Source organism: Streptomyces guryensis (assembly GCF_021261325.1).
Taxonomy (GTDB): Bacteria; Actinomycetota; Actinomycetes; order Streptomycetales; family Streptomycetaceae; genus Streptomyces; species Streptomyces guryensis.
Genome location: NZ_JAJSBI010000011.1, coordinates 75,738 through 102,160, shown reverse-complemented (window position 1 = coordinate 102,160; position 26,423 = coordinate 75,738). Strand labels below are relative to the sequence as shown.

Genomic DNA, 26,423 nt, shown 5'->3' with positions numbered 1-26,423 from the left:
TGGGCAATCGGCCCCACCCGGGTCCCGGGCTCCTGCCGGGCCCGCACAGGCTGCGCACCCCGAAGACGAAGGTTTCCACCAGTGAGTGAGACAACGCACGACGGCACGGTCGCCCTGAGCGCGGCCATGTCGCCCGACGAGGGTTTGCCGGCAAGCCGGCTGGCGGCCAGGTACGGCCTGACCGTAAGCGGCGCCCGGCCGTCCCTTGCCGAGTACGTCCGCCAGCTCTGGGACCGGCGTCACTTCATCCTCGCCTTCTCACGGGCGAAGCTGACGGCCCAGTACAGCCAGGCCAAGCTCGGCCAGCTCTGGCAGGTGGCGACGCCGCTGCTGAACGCGGCCGTCTACTTCTTCATCTTCGGCATGCTCCTCAAGGCGAACCGCGGCCTGCCGCGCGACATCTACATCCCGTTCCTGGTCACGGGCGTGTTCGTGTTCACCTTCACGCAGAGCTCGGTGATGGCGGGAGTACGCGCGATCTCCGGCAACCTCGGCCTGGTCCGCGCACTGCACTTCCCGCGCGCCTCGCTGCCGATCTCCTTCGCGCTGCAGCAGCTCCAGCAGCTGATGTTCTCGATGATCGTGCTGTTCGCCGTGGCGATCGGCTTCGGCAGCATCCCTGACCTGTCCTGGCTGCTGATCGCCCCGGTGCTGGCCCTGCAGCTCCTGTTCAACACCGGCCTCGCGCTGATCATGGCCCGCGCCGGCGCCAGGACTCCGGACCTCGCGCAGCTCATGCCGTTCGTGATGCGTACGTGGATGTACGCGTCCGGCGTGATGTTCTCCATCCCGATCATGCTGGCCGACAAGCCGCAGTGGCTGGCCAACGTCCTGCAGTGGAACCCCGCCGCGATCTACATGGACCTGATGCGTTTCGCCCTCATCGACGGCTACGGGGCCGAGAACCTGCCCGAGCACGTCTGGGTGGTCGCGGGCGGCTGGGCCGCGCTGCTCGCCCTCGGCGGTTTCGTGTACTTCTGGAAGGCGGAGGAGAGGTACGGCCGTGGCTGAGCAGACCGACCAGCAGACCGGCGAGCGGATCCCCACCGTCATCGCCGACGAGCTCCACATCGTCTACCGCGTCCACGGCGCCAAGACCGGCAAAGGCAGCGCCACCTCCGCGCTCAGCCGCATCGTCAAACGCGGCGAGGAGCGCGGGGTGCGCAAGGTGCACGCTGTCAAGGGCGTCTCCTTCGTCGCCTACCGCGGCGAGGCCATCGGCCTCATCGGCTCCAACGGCTCCGGCAAGTCGACCCTGCTGCGTGCCATCGCCGGCCTGCTCCCGGCGGAGAAGGGCTGCGTCTACACAAACGGCCAGCCCTCACTGCTGGGCGTGAACGCGGCCCTGATGAACGACCTGACCGGCGAGCGCAACGTCATCTTGGGCGGGCTTGCCATGGGGATGACCCGCGAGCAGATCAGAGAGCGCTACGAGGGGATCGTCGACTTCTCGGGCATCAACGAGAAGGGCGACTTCATCACCCTGCCGATGCGCACCTACTCCTCCGGTATGGCGGCCCGTCTGCGTTTCTCCATCGCCGCCGCCAAGGACCACGACGTGCTGATGATCGACGAGGCGCTGGCCACCGGCGACCGCAAGTTCCAGAAGCGCTCCGAGGAACGCATCCGTGAGCTGCGCAAGGAGGCCGGCACGGTGTTTCTCGTCAGCCACAACAACAAGTCGATCCGCGACACCTGCGACCGCGTCCTGTGGCTGGAACGCGGCGAGCTGCGCCTGGACGGGCCCACCGATGAGGTCCTCAAGGAGTACGAGAAGTTCACCGGCAAGTAGTCCACCCCGGTCTGGACGCACAGGCCAGGACGGATCGCGGGGCCCCGCCGCAACCTCTGCGGCGGGGCCCCGCGTCTGTAAAGGAAACGTCAACTCGGTTTCGCTCAAGGAATCTTGACGTCAATCGGTGTGTTGTTGTGATGTGCAGGACACCCCAGGGATCCTGGCTGCGTTGTACAACGTAAGCTGTACCGGTCCCGAAACGCGGCAAGTGGGGCGATAATGCGCGACACCCTCGACCGGGACAGCCGCGCGGACGGCCGGGCGGCGTGTCCGAAATAGTATGCATTGGGTCGGCAGTGTAGAACGGGAGATGTGACGGCAATGGCTACGGAAACTCCCCAGCTGAACGCAGCATGCGCCGTCCCCGCCCCGGGCAGTCACCGGTGACGGGAACCGGCATGTCGCACGCCGTCGATCCGGAGCGCGGCACGCTCGACAAGGCCGCGGGTGAGAACTTCCCCGTGGCGCCTTTCTTCCTGCCCAGGGCCTGGCGCGCCGACCTCATGGCGGTGTACGGCTTCGCCCGCCTCGTCGACGACATCGGCGACGGCGACCTGGCGCCCGGCGGCGCCGACGCCCGGCTGCTCGGCGTGTCGCCCGAAGAGGCCGAGGACCGGCTGCTGCTCCTGGACGCCTTCGAGGCCGACCTGAACCGGGTCTTCGACTCGACCCCGAGCCACCCCCTGCTGCGCCGCCTCCAGCGCACGGTCCGCCGCTGCTCGCTCACCCCTGAGCCCTTCCTCGGCCTGATCGCCGCCAACCGCCAGGACCAGCTGGTCAGCCGCTACGAGACCTACGACGACCTGCTCGCGTACTGCGAACTGTCGGCCAACCCCGTCGGCCGCCTGGTCCTGTCCGTCACCGGCACCTCGACCCCCGAACGCATCCGGCTCTCGGACGCGATCTGCTCCGCCCTCCAGATCGTCGAACACCTGCAGGACGTCGCCGAGGACCTCGGCCGCGACCGCATCTACCTGCCCGCCGAGGACATGAAGCGCTTCCATGTTCAAGAGGCGGATCTCGCCACGTCCACCTCGGGCGCATCGTTGCGCGCACTGGTTGCATACGAAGCACAACGCGCCCGCGATCTCCTGAATGAAGGCGCCCCCCTCGTGGGTAGCGTCCACGGCAGGTTGAAGCTGCTGCTTGCGGGATTCGTGGCGGGGGGAAGGGCGGCGGTCAAGGCGATCGCCGCCGTGGAATACGACGTACTTCCCGGCCCGCCCAAGCCCGGCAAGGTCCAGCTGCTGCGCGAGGTGGGCGTGACTCTGCGAGGAGAGGGGTGATCCGGACCGTGGAGTCGGAACAACACGTGTCCGCACCGGTACTCGCCGCCTACAGCTACTGCGAGGCCGTCACCGGACAGCAGGCCCGTAACTTCGCCTACGGCATCAGGCTGCTGCCGACGCCCAAGCGCCGCGCGATGTCGGCGCTCTACGCGTTTTCCAGGCGCGTCGACGACATCGGCGACGGCGCGCTGGCCGGCGAGGTCAAGGCGGCAAGACTCAAGGACACCCGGGCGCTGCTGGCCCGGGTGCGTGAGGGATCGGTCGCCGAGGACGACATCGACCCGGTCGCCGTCGCCCTCGCCCATTCCGCCGAGACCTTCTCGATCCCGCTCGACGGCCTCGACGAGCTGATCGACGGCGTGCTGATGGACGTACGCGGCGAGACCTACGAGACCTGGGACGACCTGAAGGTCTACTGCCGCTGTGTCGCGGGAGCCATCGGGCGGCTCTCGCTCGGTGTGTTCGGTACGGAACCGGGGGCGCGCGGCGCGGATCGCGCCCCGGAGTACGCCGACACCCTGGGACTCGCGCTGCAGCTCACCAACATCCTCAGAGACGTCCGCGAGGACGCCGAGGGCGGCCGCATCTATCTGCCCTCCGACGACCTCGCGAAATTCGGGTGCTCGGCCGGGTTCAACGGCCCGACCCCACCGGAGGGCTCCGACTTCGCGGGCCTCGTGCACTTCGAAGTGCGACGGGCCCGCGCCCTTTTCGCCGAGGGCTACCGGCTGCTCCCCATGCTGGACCGGCGCAGCGGCGCCTGTGTCGCCGCCATGGCCGGGATCTACCGCCGGCTGCTCGACCGTATCGAGCGTGACCCGGAGGCCGTGCTGCGCGGCCGGGTCTCGCTGCCCGGGCGGGAGAAGGCCTACGTCGCCGTGCGCGGCCTGTCCGGCCTGGATGCCCGGCATGTGACGCGGAGGACCGTCAGGAGGCGCGCCTGATGGACAAACAGGGCCAAGGTGATGCCACCGGCGAAAAGTGGCAGGCAACCCTCCGGGCGGGGACGGCGTCCCTGACTGCGACGGTCTGCCGTGCACCGTTCAACCACGGCGTCCGGGCAGGGGAGGGTGCACGATGAGCGACGACTCCACGCGGTCCGGCGACCCGCTCGCGGATCCATCGGGGCGTTCCGCGAGGGACGCCGTCGTGGTCGGCGGCGGGCTGGCCGGCATCACCGCCGCGCTCGCGCTCGCCGACGCGGGAGTCCGTGTCACCCTGGTCGAGGGCAGGCCGAGACTGGGCGGTCTCGCCTTCTCCTTCCAGCGCGGCGACCTGACCGTCGACAACGGACAGCACGTGTACCTGCGCTGCTGCACCGCGTACCGCTGGTTCCTCGACCGCATCGAGGGGACGGCGCTGGCGCCGCTGCAGGATCGTCTCGACGTGCCCGTACTCGACGTCGACAAGCCCGAGGGGCGGCGGCTGGGCAGGCTGCGGCGCGACCCGGTGCCGGTGCCCCTGCACCTCGGGCGCAGCCTCGCCACGTATCCGCATCTCTCGCTCGCCGAGCGGGCCAGGGTGGGCCGGGCCGCGCTCGCGCTCAAGGGGCTCGACCTCGCCGATCCGGACCTGGACACCCAGGACTTCGGCAGCTGGCTGACCGCGCACGGTCAGTCGGCGCGTGCCGTCGAGGCCCTGTGGGACCTGGTCGGGGTCGCCACCCTCAACGCGGTCGCGGGCGACGCCTCGCTGGGTCTCGCCGCGATGGTGTTCAAGACCGGTCTGCTGTCGGACCCGGGCGCGGCCGACATCGGATGGGCGCACGTCCCGCTGGGTGAACTGCATGACCGGCTCGCCCGCAAGGCGCTCGACTCCGCGGGCGTCCGTACCGAGGTCCGTACACGCGTCACCTCCATCTCCACTGACGAAAACGGGCGCTGGAGCGTTCAGGTTCCCGGCGAGACCCTCGCCGCGGACGCCGTCGTGCTCGCCGTACCCCAGCGTGAGGCCCACGACCTGCTGCCTCAGGGCGCGCTCGACGCCCCGGAAAATCTTCTGGAGATCGGCACCGCACCGATCCTCAACGTCCATGTCGTCTACGACCGCAAGGTGCTGGAGAAGCCGTTCTTCGCGGCCCTCGGCACCCCCGTCCAGTGGGTCTTCGACCGTACCCATGCCTCCGGACTGCGCGAGGGCCAGTACCTCGCCCTGTCCCAGTCGGCGGCGCACGACGAGATCGACGAACCGGTCGCCGCGCTGCGCGAGCGCTATCTGCCCGAGCTGGAACGCCTGCTGCCCGGCACCCGCGGTGCAGAGGTGAAGGACTTCTTCGTGACCAGGGAGCGCACGGCGACGTTCGCCCCCACCCCCGGCGTCGGACGGCTGCGGCCCGGCGCCCGTACCAAAGCCCCCGGCCTGTACCTGGCCGGAGCGTGGACCGCCACCGGGTGGCCCGCGACCATGGAGAGTGCGGTCCGCAGTGGTGTGAGTGCGGCGGACGCCGCCCTCGCCGCCCTGGGCCGGCCCCGCCCGAGTCACCTCTTCGACTTCGAGGAGGCGGCCTGATGCTCGATCAGCATGCGGCAGGCCCCCGCACCCCCGGTACCGCAACAAGAGGAGAGACTGTGCCCACTGTGCCCCCGGCCGAGACGGCTGCCGACGCGGTGGACGTGTCCGCGCTCCTGGAGCGCGGCCGGACCCTTGCCACACCGGTACTGCGGGCGGCCGTCGACCGCCTGGCCCCTCCCATGGACACCGTTTCCGCCTACCACTTCGGCTGGATCGACGCCGAGGGCAACCCCGCGGACGGCGACGGCGGCAAGGCCGTGCGCCCCGCCCTCGCGGTCCTTTCCGCCGAGGTCACCGGCGCCGCACCCGAGGTCGGCATCCCCGGCGCCGTGGCCGTCGAACTCGTCCACAACTTCTCCCTTCTGCACGACGACCTGATGGACGGCGACGAACAGCGCCGCCACCGCGACACCGTCTGGAAGGTGCACGGCCCCGCCCAGGCGATCCTCGTCGGCGACGCCCTGTTCGCCCTCGCCAACGAGATCCTGCTGGAGCTCGGCACCGTCGAGGCCGGCCGAGCCACCCGCCGCCTGACCACCGCCACCCGCGCCCTCATCGACGGCCAGGCCCAGGACATCTCCTACGAGCACCGCGACCGCGTCAGCGTCGAGGAGTGCCTGGAGATGGAGGGCAACAAGACCGGCGCCCTGCTCGCCGCCTCCAGCTCCATCGGCGCGGTGCTCGGCGGCGCGGACGACCGCACCGCCGACACCCTGGAGAAGTACGGCTACCACCTGGGCCTCGCCTTCCAGGCGGTCGACGACCTGCTCGGCATCTGGGGCGACCCGGTCTCCACCGGCAAGCAGACCTGGAGCGACCTGCGCCAGCGCAAGAAGTCCCTGCCGGTCGTGGCCGCGCTGGCGGCCGGCGGATCCGCCTCCGAGCGGCTCGGCGAGATCCTCGCCGCCGACGCCAAGAGCAGCGACTTCGAGAACTTCTCCGAGGAGGAGTTCGCCTCTCGCGCCGCCCTCATCGAGGAGGCGGGCGGCCGCGAGTGGACGGCGCAGGAGGCGCGTCGTCAGCACAACACCGCCATCCAGGCCCTGCACGCCATCGACATGCCCGACAGGGTGCGGGACCGGTTCACGGCGCTCGCCGACTTCGTCGTCGTACGAAAGAGATGATCACTATCGGTCGAATAGCCCTCGCGTAGTCGCCGGCCGGTGTCGCGGGAACACGAGCACCGGCCGACGGCGGACCCACAGCAGCACGATGTGAACGACTGCACGAAGGGGAAGCCATGACAGCGACGACCGACGGAAGCACCGGGGCCCTGCCGCCCCGGGCAGCCTCGGCCAGCGAAACCGACAGCACGAGCCCCGTGGCGGCGGGGGTTCGCGATGCCGCCGTACGCGCCGCACAGCGCTCCACCGACTTCCTGCTGTCCCGGCAGGACGCCCAGGGCTGGTGGAAGGGCGACCTCGAGACCAACGTGACCATGGACGCCGAGGACCTGCTCCTCAGGCAGTTCCTGGGGATCCTGGACGAGGACACCGCGCACGCCGCCGGGCTGTTCATCCGCGGCGAGCAGCGCGAGGACGGCACCTGGGCCACCTTCTACGGCGGACCCGGCGAACTCTCCACCACCATCGAGGCATACGTCGCCCTGCGGCTGGCGGGCGACACGCCGGACGCCCCGCACATGGCGAAGGCGTCCGCCTGGATCCGCGAGCAGGGCGGCATCGCCGCGGCCCGTGTCTTCACCCGGATCTGGCTCGCCCTGTTCGGCTGGTGGAAGTGGGAGGACCTGCCCGAACTCCCGCCGGAGCTCATCTACTTCCCCAAGTGGGTCCCGCTCAACATCTACGACTTCGGGTGCTGGGCCCGGCAGACGATCGTGCCGCTCACGGTCGTGTCCGCGAAGCGGCCGGTACGGCCCGCACCCTTCCCGCTCGACGAACTGCACATCGACCCCGCCCTCCCGAACCCGCCCAAGCCCCTTGCCCCGGTGGCGAGTTGGGACGGTGCCTTCCAGCGCCTCGACAAGGCGCTGCACCAGCTGCGCAAGGTCGCGCCGCGCGGACTGCGCAAGGCGGCCATGAACTCCGCCGCCCGCTGGATCATCGAGCGGCAGGAGAACGACGGCTGCTGGGGTGGCATCCAGCCGCCGGCCGTGTACTCGGTGATCGCCCTGTATCTGCTGGGCTACGACCTCCAGCATCCCGTGCTGCGCGAGGGACTGGCGTCGCTGGACCGTTTCGCCGTGTGGCGCGAGGACGGGGCCCGGATGATCGAGGCCTGCCAGTCGCCCGTCTGGGACACCTGCCTCGCCACCATCGCGCTCGTCGACGCGGGCGTGCCCGCCGACCATCCGCAGCTCGTCAAGGCCGCGGACTGGATGCTCGGCGAGGAGATCGTCCGGCCCGGCGACTGGGCGGTCAAGCGGCCGGGGCTCCCGCCGGGCGGCTGGGCGTTCGAGTTCCACAACGACAACTACCCCGACATCGACGACACCGCCGAGGTCGTCCTCGCCCTGCGCCGGGTGCGGCACCACGACCCGGAACGGGTGGAGAAGGCGATCGGACGCGGGGTGCGCTGGAACCTCGGGATGCAGTCGAAGAACGGGGCGTGGGCCGCCTTCGACGTCGACAACACCAGCCCCTTCCCCAACCGGCTGCCGTTCTGCGACTTCGGCGAGGTCATCGACCCGCCGTCCGCCGACGTGACCGCCCACGTGGTGGAGATGCTGGCCGTCGAGGGCCTCTCCCACGACCCGCGCACCCGGCGGGGCATCGAGTGGCTGCTCGCCGAGCAGGAACCGGACGGCTCGTGGTTCGGACGCTGGGGCGTCAACTACGTCTACGGCACCGGATCCGTCGTACCCGCCCTCGTCGCGGCCGGCTTCCCCGCCTCGCACCCCGCGATCCGGCGGGCCGTGGCCTGGCTGGAGTCGGTGCAGAACGACGACGGCGGCTGGGGCGAGGACCTGCGCTCGTACAAGGACGTCAAGGAGTGGAGCGGCAAGGGCGCCTCGACCGCCTCGCAGACGGCGTGGGCGCTGATGGCGCTGCTGGCGGCCGGGGAGCAGGACTCCAAGGCCGTCGAACGCGGTGTCGAGTGGCTCGCGGTCACCCAGCAGGACGACGGTTCATGGGACGAGCCGTACTTCACCGGCACCGGCTTCCCCTGGGACTTCTCCATCAACTACCACCTCTACCGGCAGGTCTTCCCGCTGACCGCACTCGGCCGGTACGTCAACGGTGAGCCCTTCAGCAAGAGGCCTCTCGCCGAGGCCAAGGGGGGCTGATGAGCACCCGGCCCGCCCCGGCCCCGCTGCTGATCGCATGCGCGCTCGGCATCGAGCACCTCGCCCTGCGCGCCGGGGACCGCGGCGGGGCCGGCGGGCCCGTCACCATGCTCCGTACGGGCATGGGGCCCAAGGCGGCCGAGCGCTCCGTCACCCGGATGCTCGCGGACCCGGCCTGGCGTGCGGCGGCCGTGCTGGCCACCGGCTTCTGTGCGGGACTCGCGCCCGGCATGCACCCCGGTGACCTGGTCGTCGCCGAGGAGACCCGTGATCCGGAAGGAACCGTTCCGTGCGTGGGGACCGACCTGCTGGTCAAGGAGCTCGGACGTGCCGTGCCCGGACGCACCGTCCACACCGGCCCCGTCACCGGCTCCGATCACGTCGTACGGGGTCACGAACGGTCGGATCTGCTCGCGACCGGCGCAATCGCGGTCGACATGGAGTCCGCGGCGACGCTTCTGAGCGCCGTGCGCACCGGCGCGCGCCCGGTTGCGGCCGTGCGGGTGGTCGTGGACGCTCCTGAACATGAACTTGTTCGAATCGGCACGGTCCGCGGTGGAATATCAGCTTTCCGCGTCCTTCGTGCCGTGCTTCCAGCTTTCTTCGAATGGCACCGTTCTTTGCTGCTCCCCAGGAGGTGAGCCAGATGGCCATGCCGCTGCGTCAGTCCATCAAGGTCGCTACGTACTTGGCTGAACAGAAGCTTCGCAAGCGGGACAAGTTTCCGCTGATCGTGGAGCTGGAACCCCTCTTCGCGTGCAACCTGAAGTGCGAGGGCTGCGGCAAGATCCAGCATCCGGCGGGTGTGCTCAAGCAGCGCATGCCGGTCGCGCAGGCCGTCGGGGCGGTGCTCGAATCCGGTGCCCCCATGGTGTCCATCGCGGGCGGCGAGCCCCTGATGCACCCTCAGATCGATGAGATCGTGCGGCAGCTGGTGGCGAGGAAGAAGTACGTCTTCCTGTGCACGAACGCGATGCTGCTGCGCAAGAAGATGGACAAGTTCAAGCCCTCTCCCTATTTCGCCTTCGCCGTGCACATCGACGGGCTGCGCGAGCGGCACGACGAGTCGGTGGCCAAGGAGGGCGTGTTCGACGAGGCCGTGGAGGCGATCAAGGAGGCCAAGCGGCGCGGCTTCCGGGTCACCACCAACTCGACCTTCTTCAACACGGACACCCCGCAGACCATCATCGAGGTGCTCAACTTCCTCAACGACGACCTCAAGGTCGACGAGATGATGATCTCGCCCGCCTACGCCTACGAGAAGGCGCCCGACCAGGAGCACTTCCTGGGCGTGGAGCAGACCCGTGAGCTGTTCAAGAAGGCCTTCGCGGGCGGCAACCGCAGGAAGTGGCGGCTGAACCACTCGCCGCTGTTCCTCGACTTCCTCGAGGGCAAGGTCGACTTCCCGTGCACCGCCTGGGCGATCCCGAACTACTCGCTCTTCGGCTGGCAGCGCCCCTGCTACCTGATGAGCGACGGGTACGTGCCGACGTACCGCGAACTCATCGAGGACACCGACTGGGACAAGTACGGCCGCGGCAAGGACCCGCGCTGCGCCAACTGCATGGCGCACTGCGGCTACGAGCCCACCGCCGTCCTCGCCACCATGGGGTCCCTGAAGGAGTCCCTGCGCGCGATGCGCGAGACGGTCTCCGGAAACCGGGAGTGACGTCATGACCGCCATCTCCTTGGGCGTCCCCGAGGTGCCGGCCCGTCCGATCGCCGAGCGGCGCGTGTCGCGGCAGATCCATGTCGGGCCGGTGGCGGTCGGGGGCGGGGCCCCGGTCTCGGTGCAGTCGATGACCACGACCCGTACGTCCGACATCGGTGCGACCCTGCAGCAGATCGCGGAGCTGACCGCGTCCGGCTGTCAGATCGTGCGGGTGGCGTGTCCCACGCAGGACGACGCGGACGCGCTCGCCACGATCGCCCGCAAGTCGCAGATCCCGGTGATCGCGGACATCCACTTCCAGCCGAAGTACGTGTTCGCGGCCATCGAGGCGGGCTGCGCCGCGGTCCGCGTCAACCCGGGCAACATCAAGCAGTTCGACGACAAGGTCAAGGAGATCGCGCGGGCCGCCAAGGACCACGGCACCCCGATCCGTATCGGCGTCAACGCGGGTTCCCTCGACCGGCGTCTGCTCCAGAAGTACGGCAAGGCGACTCCGGAGGCTCTGGTCGAATCGGCTCTGTGGGAGGCGTCGCTCTTCGAGGAGCACGACTTCCGGGACATCAAGATCTCGGTCAAGCACAACGACCCGGTCGTGATGATCGAGGCGTACAAGCAGCTCGCCGCCCAGTGCGACTACCCCCTGCACCTCGGTGTGACGGAGGCCGGCCCCGCCTTCCAGGGCACGATCAAGTCGGCGGTCGCCTTCGGCGCGCTGCTCTCGCAGGGCATCGGCGACACGATCCGTGTCTCCCTCTCGGCCCCGCCGGTCGAGGAGGTCAAGGTCGGTAACCAGATCCTGGAGTCGCTGAACCTCAGGCAGCGCGGCCTGGAGATCGTCTCCTGCCCGTCCTGCGGGCGGGCCCAGGTCGATGTGTACAAGCTGGCCGAGGAGGTCACGGCGGGCCTGACCGGTATGGAGGTCCCGTTGCGGGTAGCCGTCATGGGCTGCGTCGTCAACGGCCCCGGTGAGGCCCGTGAGGCCGACCTCGGCGTCGCCTCCGGCAACGGCAAGGGCCAGATCTTCGTCAAGGGCGAGGTCATCAAGACGGTCCCCGAGTCGAAGATCGTGGAGACCCTCATCGAAGAGGCCATGAAGATCGCCGAACAGATGGAACAGGACGGCGTCGGGTCGGGGGAGCCGGCCGTCACCGTGAGTTGAACAGCACGGACCGAAGGGGGCCCGAGCGTGACCATTCTGGAGAACATCCGGGGACCACGCGACCTGAAGGCGCTGTCCGAGACGGAACTCGGTCAACTGACCGAAGAGATCAGGGAGTTCCTGGTACATGCAGTGGCGAGGACCGGCGGACACCTCGGGCCCAACCTGGGGGTGGTGGAACTCTCCATCGCGCTCCACCGGGTCTTCGAGTCGCCCGTCGACCGCATCGTCTGGGACACCGGTCATCAGAGCTACGTACACAAGATCCTGACGGGCCGTAAGGACTTCTCCAAGCTGCGTGGCAAGGGCGGCCTGTCCGGCTATCCCTCGCGCGAGGAGTCCGAGCACGACATCGTGGAGAACAGCCACGCCTCCACCGCGCTCGGCTGGGCCGACGGCCTCGCCAAGGCGCGCCAGGTACAGGGCGAGAAGGGCCATGTCGTCGCGGTGATCGGTGACGGCGCGCTCACCGGCGGCATGGCCTGGGAGGCGCTGAACAACATCGCGGCCGCCAAGGACCGGCCTCTGATCATCGTCGTCAACGACAACGAGCGCTCGTACGCGCCGACCATCGGGGGGCTCGCCAACCACCTGGCCACCCTGCGCACCACCGACTCGTACGAGAAGGTGCTTGCCTGGGGCAAGGACGTGCTGTTGCGTACGCCCGTCGTCGGCAACACCATCTATGAGTCGCTGCACGGCGCCAAGAAGGGTTTCAAGGACGCGTTCGCCCCGCAGGGCATGTTCGAGGACCTGGGCCTGAAATACGTGGGCCCGATCGACGGGCACGACATCGGGGCCGTCGAGTCGGCGCTGCGGCGCGCCAAGCGCTTCCACGGACCGGTCCTCATCCACTGCCTGACGGAGAAGGGTCGCGGCTACGAGCCCGCGATCGCCCACGAGGAGGACCACTTCCACACCGTCGGCGTGATGGACCCGCTCACCTGCGAGCCCCTCGCCCCCTCCAACGGTCCTTCCTGGACCTCGGTGTTCGGCGACGAGATCGCAGCGATCGGGGAGGAGCGGGAGGACGTCGTGGCGATCACGGCGGCCATGCTCCACCCGGTGGGGCTCGGCAAGTTCGCCGCCCGCTTCCCCGACCGGGTGTGGGACGTGGGGATTGCCGAGCAGCACGCCGCCGTGTCCGCGGCGGGTCTGGCGACCGGCGGGCTGCACCCGGTCTTCGCCGTCTACGCCACCTTCCTCAACCGCGCCTTCGACCAGCTTCTGATGGACGTGGCGCTGCACCGCTGCGGGGTGACGTTCGTGCTGGACCGGGCCGGCGTCACCGGTGTCGACGGACCCTCCCACAACGGCATGTGGGACATGTCGATCCTCCAGGTCGTGCCGGGGCTCAGAATCGCCGCGCCTCGCGACGCCGACCAGCTGCGGGCGCAGCTGCGGGAGGCCGTCGCGGTCGACGACGCGCCGACCTTGGTCCGCTTTCCGAAGGAGTCGGTCGGTCCGGAGATCCCGGCGGTCGACCGGGTGGGCGGGCTGGACGTCCTGCACCGCGGCCCGGGCGCCCCCGAGGTACTCCTGGTCTCCGTCGGCGTGATGGCACCCGTCTGCCTTCAGGCCGCAGAGCTGCTGGAGGCGCGCGGCATCGCGTGCACCGTCGTCGACCCGCGCTGGGTCAAGCCGGTCGACCCGTCGCTGCCGGGCCTCGCCGCCGAGCACCGGCTGGTGGCCGTGGTCGAGGACAACAGCCGTGCGGGCGGGGTGGGAGCCGCGGTGGCGCTGGCGCTCGGTGACGCCGACGTCGACGTCCCCGTACGGCGGTTCGGCATCCCGGAGCAGTTCCTCCCGCATGCCAAGCGCGGGGAGGTGCTGGCCGACATCGGGCTCACGCCGGTCGAGGTGGCCGGGCGGATCAGCGCGAGCCTGGCCGTCAAGGAGGCCGAGGACACCCTGGCCGTCAAGGAACAGCTGGACGGCACCCTCAAGGAGAAGGCCGAATGACCAAGGAGTTCGACCTCGGCGCACTCTTGGCCGAGCGCGGAGCCGAGCGCTACGAGCTGCACACCAGGTACCTGAACCACCAGCTCCCGCGCATGCTGCACACCATCGGCTTCGACAAGGTCTACGAGCGCGCCGAGGGCGCCCACTTCTGGGACGCGGACGGCAACGACTACCTGGACATGCTGGCAGGGTTCGGGGTGATGGGCCTGGGCCGCCACCACCCCGTCGTCCGCAAGGCGCTGCACGACGTCCTGGACGCACAGCTCGCCGACCTCACCCGCTTCGACTGCCAGCCGCTGCCCGGGCTGCTCGCGGAGAAGCTCCTCACGCACAGCCCGCACCTGGACCGCGTGTTCTTCGGCAACAGCGGTACGGAGGCGGTGGAGACCGCGCTGAAGTTCGCCCGGTACGCCACCGGGAAGCCGCGCATCCTGTACTGCGACCACGCCTTCCACGGTTTGACCACCGGATCGCTGTCGGTCAACGGCGAGGACGGCTTCCGCGACGGCTTCGCCCCGCTGCTGCCCGACACGGCCGTACCGCTCGGCGATCTCGACGCCCTGGCCCGGGAGCTGAAGAAGGGCGACGTCGCCGCCCTGATCGTCGAGCCGATCCAGGGCAAGGGCGTGCACGAGACCCCGCCCGGCTATCTGCGCGCAGCCCAGGACCTGCTGCGCAAGCACAAGGCGCTGCTCATCGCCGACGAGGTGCAGACGGGACTGGGCAGGACCGGTGACTTCTTCGCCTACCAGCATGAAGAGGGCGTCGAGCCGGACCTGGTGTGCGTGGCGAAGGCCCTGTCAGGCGGTTATGTGCCCGTCGGCGCCACCCTCGGCAAGGACTGGATCTTCAAGAAGGTCTACTCCTCGATGGACCGGGTGCTGGTCCACTCGGCGAGCTTCGGCTCCAACGCCCAGGCCATGGCGGCCGGTCTCGCCGTCCTGTCCGTCATGGAGAACGAGCAGGTCGTCGCGGGCGCGCGCGCGACCGGCGAGCAGCTGAAGTCCCGGCTCGCGGCACTGATCGACAAGTACGAGCTGCTCGCCGACGTCCGCGGCCGCGGCCTGATGATCGGCATCGAGTTCGGCAGGCCCAAGTCGCTGAAGCTGCGCAGCCGTTGGACGATGCTCCAGGCCGCGCGGAAGGGCCTGTTCGCACAGATGGTCGTCGTACCGCTGCTGCAGCGGCACCGGATCCTCACCCAGGTCTCCGGCGACCACCTGGAGGTGATCAAGCTGATCCCGCCGCTGACCATCGGGAAGCAGGACGTGGACCGGTTCGTCGACGCCTTCACCGCCGTCATGGATGACGCGCACAGCGGCGGCGGACTGATGTGGGACTTCAGCCGGACACTGGTGAAGCAGGCGGTCGCCAACCGGTAGCCGTCGCGGCGAGGCCCAGCGAGAGGTCTTTGCCTCTGAGGCAAGAAATTTGCCGCTGAGACAAGGCTCCGGCTCAATGGAGAGCATGAGCTCTCCCAAGACCGGGCCCGAGACCGGACCTGCGGCGGCGGGTGTTCCGGCCGGGCCGGAGGACATCCTGCCCGCCGTGGCACCCCAGCTGCGCGCGCTGCGCCGCCGCGGCCTCCCTCACGCTGGAGGCCGCGGCCCGCGCCGCCGCACTCTCGGCGGCACATCTCTCCCGGCTGGAGACCGGCCGGCGCCAGCCGTCGCTGCCGATGCTGCTCGCCCTCGCTCGCATCTACGGTACGACGGTGTCCGAGCTGCTCGGCGAAACGGCCGCCGACCGGGACGCCGTCGTACGCGCCGCCGACATGGAACCGACCGCCGCCGGCGGCTGGACCTACTTCCAGGCCGGCGCGCCCGGCCGCGGTATGCAGGCCCTGCGCGTCCACGTACCGCACGGCTCGCAGGGCGACATCGTGCGCGTGCACCCCGGCGAGGAGTGGCTGTACGTCCTCAAAGGGCGGCTGCGGCTGCGCCTCGGGGACACCACGCACCGGCTCGCCCCCGGCGACAGCGCCCACTTCGACTCGCTGACTCCGCACCGGATCGCCGCCGAGGACCCCGACGGCGTCGAGCTCCTGTTCGTCCACACCCTTCTGCAGAGCCCCACGGCCACGCTGTGCCTGGGCCCGATCACCGGAGAGACGCCATGAGCAACAGCAACATGGAGGAGAAGTTCCCGCGCGCCCTGTGGGTCCGTCTGATCATCTACATCGCGGTGGGGCACCTCTTCGCGGCCTTCATCTACCTGCTGTTCGAGATCGGGGCGAAGTAGCGGGACGCCTCGGTCGAAGGTGCCGGCCCGGCTCAGTCCAGCAGCCGCTCGCGCAGCAGCTCGCGGAGTTCCGGCGTGAGCCCCAGACCCTGCTCCAGGTACGTGTCGACATCGCCCCACGTCTCCTCGATCGTCTCGAAGGCCGCCGTCAGATACTCGGCCCGCGCCTCGAACAGAGGGTTGAGCAGTTCCATCACCTCGGGGGAGTAGGCCGAGGCGGAGCTGCTGCTGCGGTGCACCTTGTAGCGGCGGTGCTTGGCGTTCGACTCCAGGTAGTCCGCGACGATCGCCTCGCGCTCGACGCCCAGCGCGAGCAGTGTCACGGCTATCGACAGGCCCGCACGGTCCTTGCCCGCCGCGCAGTGCATCAGGGCGGGCACACTGTCCTCGGCGAGCGAGCGCAGTACGCGCGCGTGCTCGGCGGTGCGCTCCTTGATGATCGTGCGGTAGGAGACGACCATGCGGTTCGCCGCCTTGCCGTCGCCGAGGAGCTCGCGCAGCTGGTCGATCTCGCCGTCCCGGACCATCTTCCAGAAACCGGAGCCGTCCGCCGGGTCCGACAGCGGCAGGTTCACATTGAGCACGCCCGGCAGCTCGACGTCCGGGCCCTCCAGCTTCTGGTCCGCCGCGTTGCGGAAGTCGAAGATCGTGTTCAGCCCCAGGGAGGACAGGAACTCGGCGTCCTCCTCGGTCGCGTGCGCCAGGTGTCCGCTGCGGAACAGCACCCCGTACCGCACCCGCCGTCCGTCCACGGTCGGAAGTCCACCCACATCACGGAAATTGCGGACTCCGGCCAGCTCGGGCTCGGTCGACGGGATCTGCTGCGTCACGGGGGCTCCTCCCAGTCCGCCCGTCCGGCGCGGCTCGTCGACGGGCACCCTCCCGACGATACGACATGGATTCCTGAGGCAATGAGTTGTCCACAGGCGTTGCGACCAGGCCTGTCATGCCTTGATGATGTTGCCGATTGATCGGACCTGTTCGGAAGTGTGAGGGCTTGATGCTGGAGATCGCTGACAACGGCCGTACGTGGCTTCTCTCAGGGCCGGCCAGCAGTTACGCCGTTCACCTCACCGAGGACGACGAGCTCCTGCACCTGCACTGGGGGCCCCGTATCGCGCTGGCCGACGCCGAGGCCCTCGCCGTCCGCCCGCTGCCCGACTACCGGCCCTTCGAGGCGCCGCTCGACGGATACGAGGAGTACCCGGTCGAGGGCGGCCCCCGCTTCGTACGGCCCGCTCTGTCCGTACGCACCGACGAGCGGCGCGGCACCGAGTGGCGCTTCGAGAGGTACGAGGCGGAGGGCGACCACCTCCGGCTGGGCTTCCGGGACGGTGGGCTCGCCATCACCCTGCACTACCGGATGCGGCACGACGTCGTGGAACGCTGGGTGACCCTCGACAACGAGGGGCCCGCCCTGGAGTTGCTGCGGGCCGACTCCGCCGCCTGGACGCTGCCCGGGCGCGAGGAGTGGCGGCTGTCCCAGCTGCACGGCCGCTGGGCCGCCGAGTCCCGGCTGACCGCCTCGCTTCTCACCTACGGGGAGAAGATCATCGGCAGCCGCCGCGGCCACACCGGGCACCAGCACCTGCCCTGGGTCGCCCTCGACACCGACGCCACCGAGGAACGCGGCGAGGTCTACGGCTGCGCCCTGGGCTGGTCGGGGTCCTGGCGGATCGCGGTGGCGCAACTTCCGGACGCGCGCGTGCAGATCACCGGCGGCGCCGGTTACGACGACTCCGGGCTGCTGCGCCTGGAGCCGGGGGAGTCGTACACGTCCCCTGTCTTCGCCGGGCTGTGGAGCGACGGCGGCTTCGGCGGTGCGAGCCGCGCCTGGCACGCCTACCAGCGCGCGTACGTCATCCCGGACGCCGACCGGGACCGGCCGGTGCTGTACAACTCCTGGGAGGCCACGGAGTTCGACATCTCCGAGGAGCAGCAGGGAACCCTCGCACGGCGGGCCGCGGCGATCGGCGTCGAGCTGTTCGTGGTCGACGACGGCTGGTTCGGCAGGCGCACCAGCGACCGCGCCGGACTCGGCGACTGGACGGTCAACAGGGACCGCTTCCCCAACGGCCTCAAGCCCCTGGCGGACTATGTGCACGCCCTCGGAATGCAGTTCGGCATCTGGGTCGAGCCCGAGATGGTCAACCCGGACAGCGATCTCTACCGCGCCCACCCCGACTGGGTGCAGTTCCAGCCGGGACGAAAGCGGACGGAACTCCGCAACCAGCTCGTGCTGAACCTGGCCCGGGAGGACGTTCAGGAATACCTCTGGGAGCAGCTCGACGCGCTCCTCTCCAGTGCCCCGATCGACTACGTGAAGTGGGACTTCAACCGCTGCTTCACCGACGCGGGCTGGCCCGGCGAGGCCTACCCGCAGCGCCTCTGGGTCGATCATGTCCGTGCCCTGTACGCCCTGTTGGACCGGCTGCGGGCGGCTCACCCGCATGTCGCCCTCGAGTCCTGCTCGGGCGGCGGCGGCCGTATCGACCTCGGGATCATGAGCCGTACGGACCAGGTGTGGACCTCCGACAACACCGACCCGCTCGACCGGCTCGCCATCCAGGAGGGCTTCAGTCAGATCCACCCCGCGCGCGTGATGGCCGCTTGGGTCACCGACAGCCCGAACACCCAGCTCAACGGCCGGGTCAGCTCGCTGCGCTTCCGGTTCGTGAGCGCCATGGCGGGCGTGCTCGGGGTCGGCGGGGACCTCACCCGGTGGACCGAGGAGGAGCTCACCGAAGCCGGTGAGTGGGTGGGGCTCTACAAGGAGATCCGGCCGCTGGTGCAGCACGGGGACCTCTACCGGCTGCGGCCTCCGCGGGGCGGACTGAGTGCGGTGCAGTACGTGCGCGGGGACGAGGCGGTCGTCCTCGCCTGGCTCCAGGCGCAGAGCCACGGCGAACCCGTACCTTCCCTGCGACTTCGGGGCCTTGACCCGGCAGCCTCGTACGAATGCCGCGAAACAGGCGAAATTCATCGGGGTGCCGTATTGCTGCATCACGGACTGCGTACCGGGTTGCGCGGTGACCTGGACGCGACAGTTTTCCGCCTGCGGCGCATCTGAGCCTTCTGTCCGGATTGGCGCTTCTTCGGCCTCTTCCTTCCAACTCGCTCCGGAATAGGGGATTCTGGAATGGGGGCACGTGAGGAGCGTCATATCCGTGACGGTGCGTGGCGCGTCATGTCCACGTAATTCGCCTACTCGACAAGGGTGTTTGGGTAAGACGATCACCCCGGAATTCACGCAGGGTTACTCGGATTTCTCTCAAGGGATCAACAGAAACGCATTCACAGGGAACCGTCACTTGTTCCTTTGCGTCTTGGTCGCTTACGTTCGCCACCAATCCGGACGGACGCCCAATCCTGCCGCCGCCCGGTGCCCGCAGAACTCACCCGTGAACGGCAGGAGCGGGGGACCCACAGGTACAACCGCCTGTTCCGGTCTCCGGAACGGCTAGGGGTAAAGCCGCGTCGCATGCGCGGCCGGGCATCTCCAGCCCGCACCCGACAGCTCACCTCGCAGGCGCCGGAGAGGAATTCGTCATGCCCGCGAAGGGTAAGCACCGCCGCCCGAAGCCCCAGCGCTTCACCCGCTCCATCGCCGTCGCCGGAACCGGTGGCGCCGCACTCGCTCTCCCGCTCATGGGGGCCACCGGCGCCCATGCCGCCACAACTCAGTCCGCCGCCCAGTCGGTTTCGGAGAAGGCCGTCCAGTCCCTTCCGGCCGCCGAGAAGAAGGCGGCCGAGAAGAGCGCCGCCGGGAATGCAGGCGTGCGAACCTATTCGGTGCGGGCCGGCGACTACCTCTCGAAGATCGCCGACGAGCAGCATGTCAGAGGGGGCTGGCACAGGCTCTACTCGGACAACCGCCGCGCCGTCGGCGACGACCCGTCGCTGATCCACCCGGGCCTGAAGCTGGCGCTCGGCCGCAAGGCCGCGACCACCACCACCGAGTCGTCTTCCTCGCCCTCCTCTTCGTCCTCCTCGAAGGTGTCCTCGTCCGCCGACAGGACGACCGCCACCAAGGCCTCCGAGTCCGCCCCCACCGGCTTCACCCTCCCGGTGACCGGCGGCACCGTCGGCACCGGCTACCACGTGCCCGGCAGCATGTGGTCCAGCGGGTACCACACCGGCGTCGACTTCGTCGTCCCCACCGGCACCTCCATCAAGTCCGTGGGCGCGGGCACCGTCGTCTCCGCGGGCTGGGGCGGCGCGTACGGCAACCAGGTCGTCGTCAGGCTCGCCGACGGCTACTACGCCCAGTACGGCCACATGTCCCAGATCTCCGTCTCGGCGGGCCAGACCGTGACCGAGGGCCAGCAGCTCGGTCTCTCCGGCGCGACCGGCAATGTGACCGGCCCGCATCTGCACTTCGAGATCCGCACCACGCCGGACTACGGCTCCGACGTGGACCCGGTCGCCTACCTCCGCTCGAAGGGCGTCGGCGTCGGCTGACATCACCTCAGAACCACCTGCCTGACACGCTGCCGAAGGCCGGACCTCCATCCCCGGGTCCGGCCTTCGGTGTGTCCGGCTGCGGTCGGGCTGCCGTGTTGCGTTCTTGTGGCAGGGGCTGCAGGGGTGTCGACAGCGAGGGCAGGGTCGGGGCACAGTGATCTCCGTACCGGTGTAAGCGCTTTCTGTGCCTTCCTCGCCCCCAAGGAGCACCTCCCGTGACGAGCACCCGTAGAGCATTCGGAGCCCTGGCCGCCGGCGCCGCGCTGGCCTCCCTCGCCCCGGTCGCCAGTGCCTCGCCCCGTGGCCGCCTCATCGCCCGCGACGACTTCCGTCACGGACTTCGCCAGTGGGTGGTCGAACTGGAGAAGGGCGGCACCGTCACCGCCTGCCGGGGGGTGCTGGAGGTGGACGTGCCCGCCGGGGCGACGGTCTGGTTCAAGCAGCGGCTCGAAGGGCCGTACGTCCTCGAGTACACGGCGACGCCCGTCTCGGAGGGGGGCGTCAACGACCGTGTGTCCGACCTCAACAACTTCTGGAACGCCACCGACGTCCGCTCCCCGGACGACCTCTTCGGCACCCGCCGCGGCGGGGCATTGGCCGAGTACGACTACCTCAGGACGTACTACGTGGGCTACGGCGCCAACACCAACACCACGACCCGGCTGCGCCGTTACGTCGGCGAGGCCGGAGTCCGCCCGCTGATCTACGACTACCCGGAGCCACTGCTCGTCGCGAACGAACCCAACCGCGTCCGCATCGTCTCCGACGGCTCGACGGTCCGCTGGTGGAACAACGGGCGGCTCGTCTTCGACTACACCGACCAGGAGCCGTACACAAGTGGGCACTTCGCCTTCCGGACCACCTGGAGCCATTTCCGGATCGCCGACTTCAGGGTCCTGCGGCTCACCCCGCAACATCGCTGACGCCTCAACGCCCCTGATCGGAGGCTTATTCCGGGCTTGGCGAACACTTTAGAAGTGGCTTATCTCACCGCGGGTCAACCCTTTCCTACGGTCGCGTAGGTCACATTCGAAGGTGAATCATGGTCGACGTGGCAGACGATTCGAAGAGTGACAGCAGAGCAGTGATCGGGTCGTACGTCGCGGTGGGGGACAGCTTCACCGAGGGCGTCGGCGACCCCGGCCCCGACGGGGCATTCGTCGGCTGGGCCGACCGGTTCGCAGTTCTTCTCGCGGACCTGAGACCCGAGGGCGACTTCGGCTACACCAACCTCGCCGTGCGCGGCAAACTGCTCGACCAGATCGTGGAGGACCAGATCCCGCAGGCCGTCGAACTGGCGCCGGACCTGGTCTCCTTCTGTGCGGGCGGCAACGACATCATCCGTCCCGGTACCGACCCCGACGAGGTCGCCGAGCGTTTCGAGCGGGCGATCGTCCGGCTCACCGAAGTCGCCGGCACGGTCCTGGTGACCACCGGCTTCGACACCCGTGGCGTCCCCGTGCTCAAGCACCTGCGCGGCAAGATCGCCACCTATAACGGTCATGTCCGGGCCATCGCCGACAGGTACGGCTGTCCCGTGCTCGACCTGTGGTCCCTGAAGACGGTTCAGGACCGCAGGGCGTGGGACGGCGACCGCCTCCATCTCTCGCCCGACGGGCACACGCGGGTGGCGCTGCGCGCCGGGCAGGTCCTCGGTCTTGAGGTACCGGCCGACCCCGACCAGCCCTGGCCGCCGCTCCCGCCGCGCGGCACCCTCGAGGTGCGACGGGACGACGTGCACTGGGCGCGCGAGTACCTGGTGCCGTGGATCGGCCGCCGACTGCGTGGCGAGTCGTCCGGGGACCACGTCACGGCGAAGGGCGCACTGTCGCCGGACGACATCAAGATGCGGATCGCTTCAGTGGTCTGAGGCCGGTCTGAGGCCCTCTCGGACTGTCTGAGTCGGGCTTGTTCGAGATGGCTTGCGCGTGCCCCTCGCTTCGGCGGGGGGGGAGAAGGTGCCTGAGTGTTCGAGCCCCCGCCGAGTGCGGGGGCTCAGCGCTCCGCAGCCGTCAACGACGCCCGCTCCAGCCCCAGTTCCCGGGCCAGCGCCTCGTCCACCCACTCCTGCGCCCGCGCCCGCGACACCGCACCGGCGTACGACGTCAGCTGCACGGCGAGCCCGTCCAGCAGGGCCGTCAGGCGCAGCGCCGCGCCGTGCGGGTCCGGGCAGCGGAACTCGCCCGCGGCCACGCCTTCCGCGATGACCTCGGCGATCGCCGCCTTCCACTGCTTGTCGAGGTCGCGCGTGACCTCCTGCAGCGCGGGCTCGCGCAGCGCCGCCGCCCAGCCCTCGATCCACAGGCGCCAGCCCTTGGCCTGTCCCGTCGGCGCGTACCAGCGCACCGCCGACCGCAGTCGCCGCAGCGCCGTCGTACGGCGGCCGAGAAGCTTGCGCAGATGCCCGAGGTCGTCCTCGGCGGCGAAGGTGAACGCGGCGGCGACCAGTTTCTCCTTGGTGGAGAAGTGGTACAGCACCAGGGCGTTGCTCACGCCGAGCGCCGAGGCCACGTCGGCGATCCTGACCGCCGCCACACCCCGCGCCTCGATCTGCCCGATGGCGGCCCGCAGCAACTCCTCGCGCCGCTCGGCCACGCTCAACCGCACTCTCGCCACGCCGTCACCCTATTCCGTCGCCGCTGGTGACGCGGGGCGAGGTCGGCACTTGGCGGGTTCGAGAGGGTGCGCGGTGCGGCCGTACACCTGCTTGTGCCCGACCGCCCAGCTCTCCCGGGCGTCCGAGATGTCAGCGCCGAGGATGGCACCGAGATGTTCGGCGCGGAGGCGGGACCTTCCTCACCGGTACCAGCCGAACCGTTCCGCGATCACCGGCAGCCGGTCCGCGGCGATGGCGTGCGCCGCCGCCCGCGGGGTCGTCCCGTCGGCCTCCGCGCGGACCAGCATCTGCTCGGTCAGGGCGCGCATCGAGCGGCGGGTGTGGGCGAACGCCTCCTCCGCGTCCGGGCCGATGTCCCCGAACAGGGTCCACCACCACCATGCGTTCGTCGCGGAGTTGACGACCACGTCCGGCAGCACGGTCACCCCGCGCGCGGTCAGCAGCTCCTCCGCCTCGGGCAGTACGGGCATGTTGGCCGCCTCGACGATCCAGCGGGCGGTGATCCGCTCCTGGTCGGTGGTGTCGATAGCGTACGAGACGGCCGCCGGCACGAGCAGCTCCGCCTCGGCCGACAGCCAGGCGTCGCCGGGCAGTTCGCGGTCACCGGGGCGCAGGGCCGCACGGTCCACGGTGCCGTACCCGTCCCGCGCGGCCAGCAGAGCCTCGACGTCCAGTCCCGCCGGGTTGGCGATCGTGCCCTTGATGTCGGCGACGGCGACCACGGTGAGCCCCGCGCGCGCGAGGAAACGCGCCGTGGCCCCGCCCATGGTGCCCAGACCCTGCACGGTGACCCGTGTTCCCGTGTACGGCACGCCCGCCCGGTCCAGGGCGGCCAGCGCCGACTCGGCGACCCCGCACCCGCCGACCAGTTCGTCCAGCCCGATGCCGTCCACCTCGATCGCGAACGCGTCCGTCAGCCGTCTCCGCGCCGCTGTCTCGTCGTCGAGCAGCGGATACACGGCCTGGACGGACGACACGAGCCCCGTCTCGGCCACCGCCCGGTCCACCAGGTCCTGGGTCAGGCCGAGGTCCTCCCCGGTGGTCCAGAAGCTCTCGACGTACGGCTTCATGGCCCGCAGGTAGCGCACCAGGAGTTCGTACGCCCCCGGGTCCCGGGGATCGCAGTCGATGCCGCCCTTGGCGCCACCCAGGGGGACGTAGCGGCCCTCGGGGTTGTAGTGCAGCGCCTCCTTCATGGTCATCCCGCGCGCGAGGCCCGCCACCTCATCGAGGGTGCAGCCCGCGCGCATGCGCAGTCCGCCGCTGGAGACGCCGCGCACCAGCCGGTCGACGACCAGGAAGCCCTGGCGACCGGTGAGGTGGTCGGTCCAGGTGACCGACATCAGGGGGGCGGTCATGCGATCTCCTCGCGGATGGTCATCAGAGGGGGGCGGCTGGGGCAAAGGTCCCCGTTTACTGAATCGTCAGTCAGTATCGGAATCGGGGCACCCCCTGTCAACGGGCGGATCGATCACCTCGGCGCCGGCTGGTGACGGGAATGGACGCCGACGGTCCGCGGTTCACCGATCGGTGGGCAATCCTTGGGCTTTCCTTGGAATGAGCCCGCACGGACCGGACGACACGGGTGTTGTCGGAGGGGCCGACCATAATGGAATGCCTCGTCCACTCCACCTGGAGGTACCGTGTCCGGTTTCCGTTCCCTGAGCTCCGGGCTCCGCGCGCTGCAGCCCGCGGGCTTCGGTGCGGATCCGAGCGGTGAGCGCCTCGCGCGCATCCGCAGATCACCGCACTTCAAGGACGGGGTCTTCCAGAATCCCGGAGGCACCGCCCGGACCCGGCCCTCCGGCTCCGCGCTGGACTTCGCGAAGGTCTTCTTCGACAAGGACGAGCGCCCCCGGCGCGCCCCCAGGGGCACGGTGCCGGTGCACCCCACGACGCTCGCCGACATCGCGAAGCCGCCGGCCACCGGACTACGGCTGACCTGGATGGGGCACTCCAGCGTCCTCGCCGAGATCGACGGGCACCGGGTGCTCTTCGACCCCGTGTGGGGCGAGCGCTGCTCCCCGTTCTCCTTCGTCGGACCCAAGCGCCTGCACCCGGCGCCGCTACCGATCGCGGCGCTCGGCCCGGTCGACGTCGTCGTCATCTCGCACGACCACTACGACCACCTGGACCTGCCCACCATCAAGGCACTGGCCGACACGGACACGCTGTTCGCGGTGCCCCTCGGCGTCGGCGCCCACCTCGAACACTGGGGTGTGTCCGCCGACCGGCTCCGCGAGCTGGACTGGCACGAGGCGACCAAGGTCGGCGGTCTCACCCTGACCGCGACCCCGGCCCGCCACTTCTGCGGCCGCGGCCTGCGCAACACCCAGCACACCCTGTGGGCCTCCTGGTCCGTCGCCGGGGACGAGCACCGCATCTTCCACAGCGGTGACACCGGTTACTTCGACGGCTTCAAGGACATCGGCGCCGAGCACGGGCCCTTCGACGCCACGATGATCCAGATCGGCGCGTACTCCGACTTCTGGCCCAAGAACCACACGGGTTCCACGCCACTGCCGGGCGCGTGGCCGGACATTCACATGAACCCGTCGCAAGGGGTCCAGAGCCACCTCGACCTGCAGCAAGGCCGGCCGGGTGGGGTCATGCTGCCGATCCATTGGGGAACATTCAACCTCTCGTTTCATCCCTGGGCCGAGCCGGGGGAGTGGACGCTGGCCGCAGCCGACGCGGTCGGGCAGGCGGTCGCCGTCCCTGTTCCAGGCCAGCCCTTCGAACCTGCTGGAGTCCTCCCCACGCGCCCCTGGTGGCGGGATGTGTCCCTGCCGCTGAACCGCAGGTGGCCTGTTCCGGAGATCATGCCGATGGCGTCACGTGACGACCTCGACCTTGTGGGCGAGGGCTGAGCGTCGAAGAGCTGAGGCGAGTGAGGGAAGCCCTTGCGGCGATGACGCAGGCCGAGCGGGAGCAGGCTCTGCGGGTTGTCGACGGGCCGCCGCGTCGGCGGAGGCGAGAAGGGGCGTCGGAGTTCCGGCCGTTGCCCTTCGCCTGCCGCACGGGCGCGAGTGTGTGAGTAACAGTGAGTGTTTTCCATCCTCAGGCTGAGCCGGCCAGATGCAGGCACAGGACGTCCCGGATGAGGTCCGTGATCCGGGTAGTCGAGCAACGGAGCTTGCGGAGGAGCCGCCAGGACTTGGGGGCGGCAACGGCTTGCTCGACGCGGGCACGGATCTTCGCATGGGATCGGTTGCTGGCCTGCTGGCCTGCTGGCCTGTAGAAAGCGTCTCCCACCGGCGGCGGTAGGGAACGTGGCCTCCGGCGAGGAACGCGAGGACGTGCTGGAGCGGATCCGCGGCTTCGAAGAGGCCGCCTAGCGGCGTGTCGGGGGTCTGCGCACCCAACTGGCCAGGGCGGAGGAGTTCGCAGCCACGCTGGCCCCGTCCGTCAGCTGACGGACGCTCGGGCGCAACCTTCCGGTGTTCTGACGTGTCCACGTAGTGTG

Annotated in this window: 22 protein-coding genes, 2 pseudogenes and 1 riboswitch; of the genes and pseudogenes, 20 read left to right on the top strand and 4 right to left on the bottom strand. The window is 69.7% G+C overall.

Features of this window, described 5'->3' with window-relative positions:
* Nucleotides 1-81 precede the first annotated feature (81 nt).
* The 15 genes and pseudogenes from LJ657_RS22665 (at nt 82) to LJ657_RS22600 (ending at nt 15,876) form a co-directional block, all read left to right on the top strand.
* On the top strand, nt 82-1,011 hold the full coding sequence (locus LJ657_RS22665) for an ABC transporter permease (protein WP_232650557.1): 930 nt from the start codon (nt 82-84) through the stop codon (nt 1,009-1,011).
* Nucleotides 1,004-1,792, top strand: a complete 789-nt coding sequence (locus LJ657_RS22660) for an ABC transporter ATP-binding protein (RefSeq protein WP_232650556.1) — start codon at nt 1,004-1,006, stop codon at nt 1,790-1,792. Before LJ657_RS22665 ends, LJ657_RS22660 begins: the two co-directional genes overlap by 8 nt.
* Nucleotides 1,793-2,193: 401 nt before the next feature.
* Complete coding sequence (gene hpnC, locus LJ657_RS22655) at nt 2,194-3,081, top strand: squalene synthase HpnC (protein WP_269786799.1); 888 nt, start codon at nt 2,194-2,196, stop codon at nt 3,079-3,081.
* A complete protein-coding gene (gene hpnD, locus LJ657_RS22650; RefSeq protein ID WP_232650555.1) occupies nt 3,078-4,028 on the top strand; it encodes a presqualene diphosphate synthase HpnD in 951 nt (316 codons plus the stop codon). The genes hpnC and hpnD overlap by 4 nt, the downstream gene beginning before the upstream one ends.
* Entirely contained in the window at nt 4,028-4,165 is a 138-nt protein-coding gene (locus tag LJ657_RS49025; RefSeq protein WP_372487956.1) for a DUF6380 family protein, read from the top strand. The genes hpnD and LJ657_RS49025 overlap by 1 nt, the downstream gene beginning before the upstream one ends.
* Nucleotides 4,162-5,592, top strand: a complete 1,431-nt coding sequence (gene hpnE, locus LJ657_RS22645) for a hydroxysqualene dehydroxylase HpnE (protein WP_232650554.1) — start codon at nt 4,162-4,164, stop codon at nt 5,590-5,592. Before LJ657_RS49025 ends, hpnE begins: the two co-directional genes overlap by 4 nt.
* Complete coding sequence (locus LJ657_RS22640; protein WP_232650553.1) at nt 5,592-6,719, top strand: polyprenyl synthetase family protein; 1,128 nt, start codon at nt 5,592-5,594, stop codon at nt 6,717-6,719. The genes hpnE and LJ657_RS22640 overlap by 1 nt, the downstream gene beginning before the upstream one ends.
* A gap of 116 nt (nt 6,720-6,835) precedes the next feature.
* The gene (gene shc / locus LJ657_RS22635) at nt 6,836-8,842 is read left to right on the top strand and encodes a squalene--hopene cyclase (protein ID WP_232650552.1); all 2,007 of its coding nucleotides are present in this window, start codon (nt 6,836-6,838) and stop codon (nt 8,840-8,842) included.
* Nucleotides 8,842-9,483, top strand: coding sequence for a 5'-methylthioadenosine/S-adenosylhomocysteine nucleosidase family protein (locus LJ657_RS22630; protein ID WP_232650551.1), 642 nt, complete (start codon nt 8,842-8,844; stop codon nt 9,481-9,483). Before shc ends, LJ657_RS22630 begins: the two co-directional genes overlap by 1 nt.
* 5 nt (nt 9,484-9,488) lie before the next feature.
* Nucleotides 9,489-10,511, top strand: coding sequence for an adenosyl-hopene transferase HpnH (hpnH, locus tag LJ657_RS22625; RefSeq protein WP_232650550.1), 1,023 nt, complete (start codon nt 9,489-9,491; stop codon nt 10,509-10,511).
* 4 nt (nt 10,512-10,515) lie between these two features.
* On the top strand, nt 10,516-11,673 hold the full coding sequence (gene ispG / locus LJ657_RS22620; RefSeq protein ID WP_232650549.1) for a flavodoxin-dependent (E)-4-hydroxy-3-methylbut-2-enyl-diphosphate synthase: 1,158 nt from the start codon (nt 10,516-10,518) through the stop codon (nt 11,671-11,673).
* A 27-nt stretch (nt 11,674-11,700) separates the two neighbouring features.
* Complete coding sequence (gene dxs, locus LJ657_RS22615) at nt 11,701-13,635, top strand: 1-deoxy-D-xylulose-5-phosphate synthase (RefSeq protein ID WP_232650548.1); 1,935 nt, start codon at nt 11,701-11,703, stop codon at nt 13,633-13,635.
* Nucleotides 13,632-15,017 carry an aspartate aminotransferase family protein gene (locus LJ657_RS22610; protein ID WP_232650547.1) on the top strand — a complete coding sequence of 462 codons (1,386 nt, stop codon included), beginning with the start codon at nt 13,632-13,634 and terminating at the stop codon, nt 15,015-15,017. Before dxs ends, LJ657_RS22610 begins: the two co-directional genes overlap by 4 nt.
* An 85-nt stretch (nt 15,018-15,102) precedes the next feature.
* A pseudogene (locus LJ657_RS22605) lies at nt 15,103-15,754 on the top strand (helix-turn-helix domain-containing protein).
* A complete protein-coding gene (locus tag LJ657_RS22600) occupies nt 15,751-15,876 on the top strand; it encodes a DUF6126 family protein (protein ID WP_016431350.1) in 126 nt (41 codons plus the stop codon). The pseudogene LJ657_RS22605 and the gene LJ657_RS22600 overlap by 4 nt, the downstream one beginning before the upstream one ends.
* Nucleotides 15,877-15,908: 32 nt before the next feature.
* On the opposite strand, the gene LJ657_RS22595 is transcribed toward LJ657_RS22600, so the two are convergent.
* A complete protein-coding gene (locus LJ657_RS22595) occupies nt 15,909-16,706 on the bottom strand; it encodes a tyrosine-protein phosphatase (protein ID WP_232650546.1) in 798 nt (265 codons plus the stop codon).
* Nucleotides 16,707-16,876: 170 nt separating this feature from the next.
* Here LJ657_RS22595 and LJ657_RS22590 point away from each other — a divergent pair, with 170 nt between their 5' ends.
* The 4 genes from LJ657_RS22590 to LJ657_RS22575 all read left to right on the top strand — a co-directional run bounded on the left by LJ657_RS22590 (nt 16,877) and on the right by LJ657_RS22575 (nt 22,210).
* Nucleotides 16,877-18,946 carry an alpha-galactosidase gene (locus LJ657_RS22590; protein ID WP_232650545.1) on the top strand — a complete coding sequence of 690 codons (2,070 nt, stop codon included), beginning with the start codon at nt 16,877-16,879 and terminating at the stop codon, nt 18,944-18,946.
* Between the two features lie 307 nt (nt 18,947-19,253).
* Nucleotides 19,254-19,421, top strand: a riboswitch (cyclic di-AMP (ydaO/yuaA leader).
* A gap of 4 nt (nt 19,422-19,425) precedes the next feature.
* Entirely contained in the window at nt 19,426-20,337 is a 912-nt protein-coding gene (locus LJ657_RS22585) for a M23 family metallopeptidase (RefSeq protein WP_232650544.1), read from the top strand.
* 218 nt (nt 20,338-20,555) lie between these two features.
* Nucleotides 20,556-21,263, top strand: coding sequence for a DUF6250 domain-containing protein (locus tag LJ657_RS22580; RefSeq protein ID WP_232650543.1), 708 nt, complete (start codon nt 20,556-20,558; stop codon nt 21,261-21,263).
* 161 nt (nt 21,264-21,424) lie between these two features.
* Complete coding sequence (locus LJ657_RS22575) at nt 21,425-22,210, top strand: SGNH/GDSL hydrolase family protein (RefSeq protein ID WP_232650733.1); 786 nt, start codon at nt 21,425-21,427, stop codon at nt 22,208-22,210.
* A gap of 125 nt (nt 22,211-22,335) precedes the next feature.
* On the opposite strand, the gene LJ657_RS22570 is transcribed toward LJ657_RS22575, so the two are convergent.
* Together LJ657_RS22570 and LJ657_RS22565 are read right to left on the bottom strand one after the other, a co-directional pair.
* On the bottom strand, nt 22,336-22,956 hold the full coding sequence (locus LJ657_RS22570) for a TetR/AcrR family transcriptional regulator (protein WP_308117072.1): 621 nt from the start codon (nt 22,954-22,956) through the stop codon (nt 22,336-22,338).
* 180 nt (nt 22,957-23,136) lie between these two features.
* The gene (locus tag LJ657_RS22565) at nt 23,137-24,315 is read right to left on the bottom strand and encodes a Glu/Leu/Phe/Val dehydrogenase dimerization domain-containing protein (RefSeq protein ID WP_232650542.1); all 1,179 of its coding nucleotides are present in this window, start codon (nt 24,313-24,315) and stop codon (nt 23,137-23,139) included.
* A gap of 285 nt (nt 24,316-24,600) precedes the next feature.
* On the opposite strand from LJ657_RS22565, the gene LJ657_RS22560 reads away from it, so the two are divergent.
* The gene (locus LJ657_RS22560; RefSeq protein WP_232650541.1) at nt 24,601-25,827 is read left to right on the top strand and encodes an MBL fold metallo-hydrolase; all 1,227 of its coding nucleotides are present in this window, start codon (nt 24,601-24,603) and stop codon (nt 25,825-25,827) included.
* A gap of 190 nt (nt 25,828-26,017) precedes the next feature.
* On the opposite strand, the pseudogene LJ657_RS22555 reads toward LJ657_RS22560, so the two are convergent.
* Nucleotides 26,018-26,241, bottom strand: a pseudogene (locus LJ657_RS22555) (IS5/IS1182 family transposase); the annotation flags it as partial.
* Nucleotides 26,242-26,423 lie beyond the last annotated feature (182 nt).